This is a genomic window from Streptomyces sp. NPDC001027 (assembly GCF_040299045.1).
In the GTDB taxonomy this organism is placed as follows: domain Bacteria; phylum Actinomycetota; class Actinomycetes; order Streptomycetales; family Streptomycetaceae; genus Streptomyces.
The window spans coordinates 1-9974 of record NZ_JBEPBI010000270.1 but is presented as its reverse complement, the minus strand read 5'-3'; the positions used below and the strand labels follow the sequence as shown (position 1 = coordinate 9974).

The 9974-nt window shown below is 74.4% G+C and carries 9 protein-coding genes; 3 read left to right on the top strand and 6 right to left on the bottom strand.

What is annotated here, in order from left to right:
• Positions 1–59 precede the first annotated feature (59 nt).
• From ABT300_RS37435 to ABT300_RS37420, 4 genes are all read right to left on the bottom strand, one after another.
• Positions 60–1862 (bottom strand): RICIN domain-containing protein, encoded by a 1803-nt coding sequence (locus tag ABT300_RS37435; RefSeq protein WP_351685752.1) that lies wholly within the window; start codon positions 1860–1862, stop codon positions 60–62.
• Positions 1863–2609: 747 nt separating this feature from the next.
• Complete coding sequence (locus tag ABT300_RS37430; protein WP_351685750.1) at positions 2610–3104, bottom strand: MarR family winged helix-turn-helix transcriptional regulator; 495 nt, start codon at positions 3102–3104, stop codon at positions 2610–2612.
• 83 nt (positions 3105–3187) lie between these two features.
• The gene (locus tag ABT300_RS37425) at positions 3188–3838 is read right to left on the bottom strand and encodes a response regulator (protein ID WP_351685748.1); all 651 of its coding nucleotides are present in this window, start codon (positions 3836–3838) and stop codon (positions 3188–3190) included.
• A complete protein-coding gene (locus tag ABT300_RS37420; protein WP_351685745.1) occupies positions 3835–5112 on the bottom strand; it encodes a sensor histidine kinase in 1278 nt (425 codons plus the stop codon). The genes ABT300_RS37425 and ABT300_RS37420 overlap by 4 nt, the downstream gene beginning before the upstream one ends.
• Positions 5113–5310: 198 nt before the next feature.
• Here ABT300_RS37420 and ABT300_RS37415 point away from each other — a divergent pair, with 198 nt between their 5' ends.
• The 3 genes from ABT300_RS37415 to ABT300_RS37405 all read left to right on the top strand — a co-directional run bounded on the left by ABT300_RS37415 (position 5311) and on the right by ABT300_RS37405 (position 8508).
• Complete coding sequence (locus ABT300_RS37415) at positions 5311–5535, top strand: hypothetical protein (protein ID WP_351685742.1); 225 nt, start codon at positions 5311–5313, stop codon at positions 5533–5535.
• 229 nt (positions 5536–5764) lie between these two features.
• Positions 5765–7432 carry a PP2C family protein-serine/threonine phosphatase gene (locus ABT300_RS37410; protein WP_351685740.1) on the top strand — a complete coding sequence of 556 codons (1668 nt, stop codon included), beginning with the start codon at positions 5765–5767 and terminating at the stop codon, positions 7430–7432.
• Complete coding sequence (locus tag ABT300_RS37405; protein WP_351685737.1) at positions 7429–8508, top strand: cobalamin B12-binding domain-containing protein; 1080 nt, start codon at positions 7429–7431, stop codon at positions 8506–8508. The genes ABT300_RS37410 and ABT300_RS37405 overlap by 4 nt, the downstream gene beginning before the upstream one ends.
• A gap of 82 nt (positions 8509–8590) precedes the next feature.
• On the opposite strand, the gene ABT300_RS37400 is transcribed toward ABT300_RS37405, so the two are convergent.
• Both ABT300_RS37400 and ABT300_RS37395 read right to left on the bottom strand, forming a co-directional pair.
• On the bottom strand, positions 8591–9610 hold the full coding sequence (locus tag ABT300_RS37400) for a Rieske (2Fe-2S) protein (RefSeq protein WP_351685734.1): 1020 nt from the start codon (positions 9608–9610) through the stop codon (positions 8591–8593).
• A partial coding sequence (locus ABT300_RS37395) for a squalene/phytoene synthase family protein (RefSeq protein WP_351685731.1) occupies positions 9607–9974 on the bottom strand: 368 nt, incomplete at its 5' end. The genes ABT300_RS37395 and ABT300_RS37400, both read right to left, overlap by 4 nt.

The window sequence follows — 9974 nt, the reverse complement described above, 5'->3', positions numbered from 1 at the left end:
CCGTCCGCGGTCCGGCCCCGACCGGTCGGGGCGACGGGGTCAGGGGGTGAGCTCGGGGGTCACTGGACGAGCTCCCAGTCCTGGGAGCCGTCGGTGAGCGAGTTCTGCAGGGTCAGCTGCGCTCCGGCGGTCGCACCGGTCAGGTACAGGCTCGTGTTCTTGACCGACTGCAGCCGGTAGAAGCCGTCGCTGGTCCTGATCAGGTTCCAGCTGCCCGTGCTGCTGTTGTCCACCCACTGGCCGATCTTCTGGCCGGCCGTCGCACTGCCCGTCCAGACGGCCGCGGCACGGCCGCCCGCCTTGTTCAGCAGGGTCACGCCGCCGCCGGGCTCGGTCGTCAGGTGCCAGAACTGGGTGTCCGCGTTCCCCGCGGAGCCGGGGGCCTCCAGGCGGACGTCGGGCACGTCGGCGTTGCCGAGGTTCGCGTCGTTGGTCTTGTTGCCGGTCCCGATCACCTGGTCGGTCTTACGGTTCACCAGCTGGTAGTAGGCGCCGTCGGTGTGGCCGAGGTCGACTTCGGCGAACTTGAGCGTCGAGGTGCCCTGGTTGTTGAGGACCACGATGCGACCGGTGCCGTCGACGTACTGCAGGTTGCGGCTGTAGGCGCCCGGTGAGGTCGTCTGGTACTCCTTCCAGACGCCGTCGCTGCGTCCGCTCTCGTTGACCCAGACGTTGCCGCTGCCTGCGGCGTTGTAGACCAGGCGGCCGCCGGGGAGCCTGATGAGGACCGGGCTGCCGCCCGTCGCGAGGGGGTGGGATCCGGCGTCGACGGGCAGTGAGTCGACTCCGGTGCCGGTGGCCGATCCGGTGAAGAACTTCAGCGGGTCGTCGGCGATCCGGTAGCGGGTGTTGGATCCGCCGCCCCAGTACTCGTAGGTGATCATCCACTTGCCGTCCGTGGTGCGGACGACGTTCGCCATGCCCGGCCGGCCGCCCCCGATCTCCGACTTGCCGCCGCCCATGGCCTGGGTCAGGCCGGCGATGTCGACGACGGCGGAGCTCCAGTCGGCGCTGCGGCCGTCCCAGGTCTTGTGCACGAGGATCTGGCCGAGGGAGTCCGTGGCGGCGCCGTTGGCCGGGTCGAGGGTGGGGACGCCGGTGGTGGCGTTGAAGCCGGTGTAGTCGTTCTCGTCGGAGTAGTAGCAGACGAGCTGGCCCTTGTAGACCATCAGGTACGGCTCCCAGAGCGGGTCCACCTGCCGGCTCGTGTTGGCGTTCGCGATGTTCTGGCCGACCGCCCCCGCGCTGCCGCCCTGCCAGCCGCCCGTCGCGACGACGTTGAGGATCTTCCACGTCGCGCCGTCGTCGGTGCTGGAGTACAGGGCGATCGCCAGGTCCTTGCGGTCACCGTCGTTGGACGGGGTCCAGTTGGGGTCGGCGGCCTTGTGCTCCTTGTAGTAGGCGTCGTCGCCCGACACCACCGTCGCGAGGAGCAGCGTGCCCTGCTTCAGGTTCCCGACGTCCTGGGGGAGGGCGTAGAGGAACGGGTTCGTCCAGTTGCTCGTGTACTTCGCGTACTGAGGGTCGGCGGAGATGTACGCGGGCGCCTTGACCTCGGACAGCGGCTGCCAGGACGTTCCCTTGTCGTCGCTCTTGTAGACCGGCAGGGTCTGTCCGTCGGCGCTGCCCGAGGCCGTCACGACCGTGGACTTCTCGAACGCGGCCACCAGGCGTCCGCTCGGCAGCTGCGCCGACTTGGGGTAGATCGCGCAGTTGCCGCGGCCTTTCAGGCACGCCTCGCTGCCGAGCTGATACAGGGTGCCGCCCGTCGGGTTGTACGCCTGCGCTCCGGCCGGCACCGCCAGCAACGCCGTTGCCGCGGCGAACGTTCCCAGCGCTCTGCCCAGCTGTCTTCTCTGCACGGTTCCTCCTTGGGGACGGCCACGGGGCGGCCGCATTCCCTGCTGCGGGTGGGGAGTCGAGAGGCCGTCCGGCCACAGAAGACGCGGACGGCCGAGTGCTCGGGTCGGGGTCGCGTTCGGGCTCGGAATCGGCTCGGACGCGGATGAGGGGGCGCCGACCGCTCGGCGACGACGGCGACAGCGTCGGCGTCGGTGAGGCGGGGCGCGGATGCACCGGTGTGGCGCCCGCCGGCCGCCGCCCCCGGGTGGCGCGGGGTGGGCGCGACCGGGGAGGGGGCACGGGCCGTGCTGCCGTGCGGCGGCTCGTCCCGGGTGACGGGATCGTGTGAGCGGACTGCGGTCCGGGCCGGTGCGGCCCGGTTCAGGCGCGTGCGGGGCTGCCGCGTAACCGCCGTCGGCGTCGCCGATGGGTCACGCGGGTTCGACGGGCCGTGACGGCGGCGCACGGTGTGCCGTGACACCTGCCCCGCCCTGCCGCTCGCGTCATGCTGTCTCCAGGCGATCGCCGTCCGAACCCGGTGTCAGCCGACGACGGCGCCGCTCGTCTGACTGCGCAGCCATGTCAGCGCAGTCATGCCGGTGGCGTCAAGCCTCTGGACCGGATTCGTCGGTTCCTGCGACGCGGCGGGAGGAGCGGTCGGCGCTCCCCGGGGAGACCTCGGGCCGGGCGCCCGCGCCCCCGGCGCACGGCTCGGGTCGGGATCGGCGTCCGGCTCGGGTCCGGCTGGGCGTCCGGCCCGGCGGGGGTCAGGGCAGCCGGGGAAGCGTGTCCCGGGCCGCGTGGCTGAGGACGCGGAGGTCCTCGGCGAACTGTGCGCGGTGGTCCGCGGGAAGCGGCTCCACGAAGTGGCGCCGGATGTTCTCGGCGTGCAGCCGGGCGGCCCGGACCACCGTCTCCTCGCCCAGCGCGGTGAGACTGACGAGCTTGGCGCGCCGGTCCGCCGGGGAGTCCACCCGCGCCACCAGACCCGCCGCCTCCATCCGGTCCACCAGCCGGGTGGCGCCTCCCGTGGTCAGCACCTGCTCCTGGGCGACGGCCCTCATCGACAGGCCCGGCGTGCCCGCCCGACCCAGGATCAGCAGCACCTCGAACATCAGATGGCTGATCCCGCACTCCACCTCGAGGGCCCGTCCGAGGATGTACTCGAGCCGGTTGGCCGCGCCCTGCAGACGCCCGAACGCCAGGATCAACTCGTGATCCGCGGCCTCTTTCGCCGTCGTGATCGCCGCATGCTCGCTCACAGCCCCGCAGCCCCTCTCGTCGCCCTGCCCCACCGTACCGATCATGCCGCGGTCCGGGAGCCGCCCGTCAGGAGGGACCGGGCTCAGGGCGAGAGGTCGATCAGCCCCCTGCGTGCCGCCTCCGAGACGGCGGCCGCCCGGTTTTCCACCCCGAGTTTGCGGTAGACGCGCACCAGATGCGTCTTGACCGTCGCCTCGCTCAGGAAGAGGGCCTGTGCGATGGAGCGGTTGCCGTGCCCCTCGGCCATCAGCCGCACGACGTCCAGCTCACGTTGCGTCAGATCCGTGCGGACGCCGATCACCTGGCCCACGAGACCCTCGACGACCTCCGGCGTCAGACCCATGCCGCCGGCGGCGACGCCGCGCACGGCACGGAACAACTCCTCGGGCGGGCCGGCCTTCAGCACGTACCCGCGGGCGCCGGCCTCCAGTGCGCGCACGACGTCCGCCCGCCCCGCGTAACTGGTCAGCATGACCACCGGCAGCCCCGGCGACTCGGCCGTCAACCGTCGGACCGCCTCCACGCCGTCCATGCCGCGGCCCGCGCCCGCGAAGCGCAGGTCCATCAGGACGACGTCGGGCGCGACCTCCCGCGCCAGACGCACGGCCTCCTCGCCGCTGCCGGCCTCCCCGACCACCTCGACGCCGGGCTCGCCCTCCAGCAGCGCCCGCAATCCCGCGCGGACCACCACATGGTCGTCGGCGATCAGCAGCCGCACACCGGTCGCCGTCACCGGGTCGCACCGGTGCCCGCGGTCGCACCCGTGACCGCGGGCTGCGCACGGCCCGACGCGCGCGGGGTCGCGACCACGGCCCGGATCCGGGTGCCCCGGCCCGGCCCGCTGTCGACGTGCAGGTCGCCGTCCAGCTCGCGCAGCCTGGCCCGCGCCGCCGGCAGACCGAGGCCCCGGCCCCGCGCCGTGGCCGCGGCCGCGGCGTCCGGGACGAAACCGACTCCGTCGTCCAGCAGCTCCAGCTCGAGCGCGCCCTGCCGCTGACGGAGCGTCACCAGCACGTTCCCGGCGTGCGCGTGCTCCCTGACGTTGGCGAGCGAGCTCTGGGCGACCCGGAAGAGCGTGGTCGCGGCCTCCACGCTCACCTCCGCCGGGCGGGCGCCCGCCGAACGGAACGTCACGCACCCGGCCGTCCCCTCCTGCTGCGCGCGGCCGCACAGAAGTCTCAACGAGTCCTCGAGGCCGGATTCGACCACGGCGGACGGCGTGAGGTCGTGAATGATCCGCCGGGTCTCCGCGAGGCCCGCGTCCAGACCGTCGGCGGCCGCGCGGACCCGGTCGCGCGCGGCTTCCGGACGTTCCGTCAGATCCCGTTCCGCGGCCTGCAGCAGCATCAGATGGCCGGCGAGCTCCTGCGCGAGGGTGTCGTGCAGATCCCGGGCGATCCGCTCACGCTCCGCCAGCGCGCCCGCCCTGCGCTGCTCGTCCGCCAGGACGCGCCGCGTCCCGCGCAGCTCCGCCAGCAGTCGCTGACGCTCCGTCGCATCCCGTTGCACCGTGTGGTACAGCGTCACCGTGCCCCAGACGGCCGCCACGGGGATCAGGACCATCTCGGCGTCGAATCCCCCCGCGTGGTGGCTCAGTCGGCCGAGTAACACCGCGGTGATGCAGGCCAGCGCGAGCGTCGCGCCGTGCCGCTCGAGGGCGCGCAGGACCAGGCAGGCCAGCGGCACGCCGCACCAGGCGTAAGCGGCGGCCAGGGGCGGCGGGTTGAGAGCCATGAGCGCGGTCCAGAGCAGCAGCAGGGCGCTCACCCACAGACGGCGGGCCGGTCGGCCGAACCTGCTCCACAGCATGAGGCCCGCCGCGTAGACCACGGCGAGCAGACCGCTGACGGCCACGATCTCCGTGCACAGCTCGTTCGGCTCACGCACGAGGCGGACCGACGCGGCGCCGACGACGGCGAAGAAGACGAGATGCGGGACCCGCTCCAGCGTCGACAGGGCGCCGCGGCGGGCCGACGACAGGGCGCGGACGGGGGCGTGGTCGGTCACGGCGAACTCCCTGGACGGATGATCCACTCGGACAGGCGCCCGAGTCTATCCACCGCCGTCGCCGGTCGTGTGCGGCCAGGACCGCCGGCCGCCGGTCGTCCCTCCGGCGCGCCGGCGGTCCCCGCCGCGATCGCCGGAGCGTCGGATTCCGGCCGCCGAGGACTGGCTTCGGCGTCGGCCGGGAGGCACGCTGGAGGTGTGGCCAGTGCTCCGATCGTCGTCCACCGGCCGTCCCCCTCGGGCGGCCGTCGGGTGACCGTGCACACCGGCGGGCGGGACGAGATCCTCGGCACGGCTTACTCGGACCACGACCTGACCGTGTTCCTCGAAGCGGCCGGCGTCGCCGACCCGGCCGACGTGCTCGACGACGCACGATGGGTCGAGTGGCGGGGAGGCAGACCCCATCAGTGGTCGGCCGCCTGACGGCGAGGCCGCCCCGCGCACCCTGCCTCACGCACCCTGCCTCGCGCAGCCGTCCGGACGCCCTCGGCCGCGGGCCGCCGGCCGAGGGGACGGCGTACGCCGAGATGGTGAAGTCGTGAGGAATCACTCCGGACGTTGCATGGGACCGGACGATGAGAGATGGTTGCCGCATGGCAACTTTTTCTGATCGGCGGAGAGGCGGTGGGGGGCGCGCGGCGTTCCCCCGCTCGTGACTGCTTCCCCGGACATCTCCGATATTCCGCGCGGTACCGGCGTGGGCGCGGCGTGGAGCGCCGCCCCGTTCCCCGTCCTCGTCGTCGACGGCGGCGGGACCGTCGTCGAGGCCAACCACGCGGCCCGCGGCCTGTTCTCCCAGCAGACCGGGGACGGCTTCACCGAGGGCGGCCTGCCGCACTGGCTCGCGCAGGCGCACGGCAGCCTGCCGGCGACCGGAGCGCCGGCGGGCGCCGCCGTCCGCGGCACGTTCGCGGACCGCACGTTCGCGGCGCACCCCTCGCCCGGTGAGCGCGGGAACGTGGTGTGGTGGCTGGTGGAGGACACCGATCTCCGCACGGCGCAGCAGGCCCTGCGCAGCGAACGCGAACGCACCGCACTGCTCGCCGACATCTCCGGCGCGCTGCTGTCGTCACTGAACGTGGACCGCTGCACGGAGGTGACGGCGAGGACGGCCGCCGATCATCTGGCCGACGCGGCGGTCATCGTCGCCCCCGCCCGAGGCCGCCGCCATGCGCTCACGTACGCGCAGGCGGGCGGCGCGGTCACCCGGACCGTGGCGCAGGTCGAGGCGGCGGCGGTGCCCGGACTCGCGGAGGCCCTGCAGGGGTTCCCGCCCGTCCCCACCCGCTGGATCGACCCGGAGGGCCTGCCGGAGTGGGTCCTCCCGCCCGGTTTCGACGGCCCCGTCGGATCCGTGATCATCACCCCGCTGCCCGGCCACGGGGTCCCGGCCGGAGTGCTGATGCTGCTGCGCTCGGACACCCACCGTGCGTTCACGGACGGCGAGGAGGTCTTCGCCGGGCTGTTCGCCGCACGGGCCGGCGCGGCCCTGTCCGCGGCGAGTCTGTACGCGGAGCAGGCGTCCATCACGGCCACGCTGCTGAGGGAGTTGCTGCCCCCGAGGCTGGAGCGGGTCCACGGCGTGGAGTACGCGGGCGCCTTCCGGGCGTCGCAGGACCACGAACTCGTCGGCGGTGACTTCTACGACGTCCATCCCGGCGCGGACCCGTCGAAGGAGACGTTCGTCGTCCTGGGCGACGTGGCCGGCAAGGGTCTGGAAGCCGCCGTGCTGACCGGGAAGATCCGCAGTGTGCTGCATGCGCTGGTGCCGCTGTCCGGCGACCACCGGCAGGTCCTCACCCTCCTCAACGACGCGCTCCTCGACTCCCCCCACACACGGTTCGCGACGCTGGTGCTGGCCTCCGTGCGCCGCCGGGCGGATCAGGTGGAGCTGCGGCTGACCAGCGCCGGGCATCTGCCGCCGCTGATCATTCGCGGCGACGGCCGCGTCGAGGAGGCCGCCACCGGCGGCACGCTGGTCGGCGCGCTGCCCGAGGTCACGGCCCGCAGCGCGGACGTGGTCCTGGCGCCGGGGGAGACGTGCCTGCTGTACACGGACGGCGTCACCGAGGCCCGCGGCGGACCCCTCGGCGACCAGCTCTACGGCGAGGCCCGGCTGCAGACCGCGCTGCGGGAGTGCGCGCGGATGCCCGCCGGGGCGGTGGTGGAGCGTGTCCAGATGCTGGCCGCGCAGTGGCTCGGCGACGGCGGCCACGACGATCTGGCCACCCTCGCGATCACCAACTCCGCCGCCGGCCACGACCCGGGCGGCGACGCCGACGCGCTCCGGGACCGACCTCCGCGCCGAGCGCGGCGGTGACGGCGGTCGCCGGCGCCGGCACGGACCTGACGGCGCTGTCGGCCCGGCTGTGGGCCGCCGTGATCGACAGGGACGAGCCGGCCGCCGTGCGGATGATGACGGCGGCGGCCGACGCGGGAGCTGACGAGGAGACGCTGTTGCTGGACGTCGTCGCCGGTGTGCAGCATCGCGTGGGAGCGGAGTGGGCCGCCGACCGGATCAGCGTGGCCGAGGAGCACGCCGCCAGCGCGATCACCGACCGGGTCGTCGCCGCCCTCGCCCACCGCCGCCCCGCACCGCCCGGGCCGCACGAGGGAGGGCGGATCACGGTGGCCTGCATCGACGGGGAATGGCATTTCCTCCCCGCCCGGCTGCTCGCCGAAGTGCTCGTCCGGCGCGGCTGGCGGGTGGACTTCCTCGGCGCGCACACCCCCACCCCGCACCTCGTCGCGCACGTGCACCGGACCAACCCCGTCGCCGTGCTGCTGTCGGCCTCGATCCCCACCCATCTGCCCGCCGCGCACCAGGCGGTGACCGCCGTGCGGTCCCTCGGCGTCCCGGTCATGGTCGGCGGCGCCGCGTTCGGCCCGGACGGTCGCTACGCCCGCCTCGTCCAGGCCGACCTCTGGGCCCCCGACGCCCGCGCCGCCGCGGACCGTCTCGCCCGGGGCGTCACCCCGCCGCGGGCCGACCGGCGTCACCGCAGCCACGGCCTCTCCCACCTCGCCGACCAGGAGTACACCCTCGTCAGGGGCAACCGAGCGACCCTCGTCCGACAGTGCGTCAGCGACCTGGACGAGCGCTGGCCCGCCATGCGCTCCTACACGGCCGCCCAGCGTGAACGCACCGCCGAAGACCTCGCCCACATCGTCGACTTCCTGGCCGCCGCCCTCTACGTCGACGACGCCGACCTGTTCACCACGTTCACCACGTGGAGCGCCGGCATCCTCACCGCCCGCCGGGTGCCCGCCCACGGCCTGCGCCTCGGGCTGGGCATCCTCGCCGAGCGGCTGCACGACTTCCCCCGCGCTCTCGCCTTCCTCCGCACGGCGGCCGACGCCCTGCCCGCGCCGCCCGCCGATCGAGAAGGGCGGTGAGAACGGTGAAGCCGGTGAGGCCGCCGAGAAGGCCGAGGGCGCCGAGAAGGCCAAGGACGCCGAGAACGGGGTCCGGACCGGCTCAGCCGGGGAAGCGTCCCGTCGAGCGCAGATGCCGGCGCCTTTCGGCGTAGGCCAGGTCGTCACGCCACAGTCGTCCTGCGGCGGCCCGCACGAGGGGACGCATCAGCGGCGACAACGCGCGCACCACGCCGAAGCCGGGCCGGTCCGACGCGGCCACGACGGCCTCCACAACCGCCGTGCGCGGCCTGCCCCGGTCGTCGTGCCCGAGCGGCGTCGCATGGGTCTCCACCACCGACCCCCGCCCCTCGCCCTCGGCGATGCGCATGACGACCGTGCGCGGCTCGGGCGCGGTGAACACCGCGCGGACGGGCACCACCAGCCGGCCGGCGAGCTTGAAGGAGACGTCGACGGTGAAAGCGTCCTCCGCCGCGCCCCGCGCCTCGGTCGAGGGAGCCCCGACGACGGTCAGGTCGACGAAGGAGTACGGGTGGAACCAGGCGCCGTGCCACGGATCCAGCCGGTTGGCCACGACGTCCTCCGGTTCGCACGTGCCGACGCCGACGTAGACCGCAGACACCGCGTCCGCCGGCGCGGGCCTGGCCGGCACCACCGGCGCCGCGAGAGGAGGCTCGCCGCCCACGTCGTCCAGGCGCACCCACACCAGCACGCCGTCGTCGTGTGCGGGCACGGGGTCCCAGCCCGCGAACGGCCCGCCGTGCAGGGCGAGTCCGTGCCAGTGGCAGACCAGGGCGCCGCACCGCACGGGGCTGTCGCGCAGCGGCGCCCCCAGATGAGGACAGATTCCCGGCCCGGCGACGAGCCGCCCGGAGGCGTCGCGCCAGACGACGATCTCCCGCCCGGCGACGGTACGGGCCAGGGGCCGGTCGTCGCCGACGGCCCGGCTCGCGCCCACGACGTACCAGTTGCCCGAGGGGCGGGCCTGGGCACGCTTGAGCGCCTGGGCGATCACCGCCGGACGGGCCTCGCGCCAGGTCGGACGCTGGCGCTCCCAGGCGACCGGGCGCCTGCGCAGCGACAGCGGAAAGCGTCCTCGGCGAAGGGAACGGTCAGGGCTCACACGACCTCCTCGTGAAGCGGCTCCGCCGCGGCGGTCCCGGACGCCGTGAGCCGGCCTCCGGCGGGCGCGGACGTGGGGGGGAGAACCGTCCGGCGGCCCGCGCGGGCCGAGGCGCGGGCGGCCAGCAGGCGCACCAGCCCGTCGGCGGCGACCGCGGCGCGCCGCCGCCGCGGGACCACGGAGCGGCGGTGCAGCACCGTGTAGCCGTCGTCGGCCACGGCGTCCAGGATCCCGCCGTACAGCACGAAAGCGGTGCGGATGCAGGGCCGCGACACCGGGTCGAGCATGGCGATCCCGGGCGCCGCCTCGCGGTAGACGCCGCGGGTGAGGTGCGCGAAGGCTTCGAGGGCCGCGCGGACGCGTG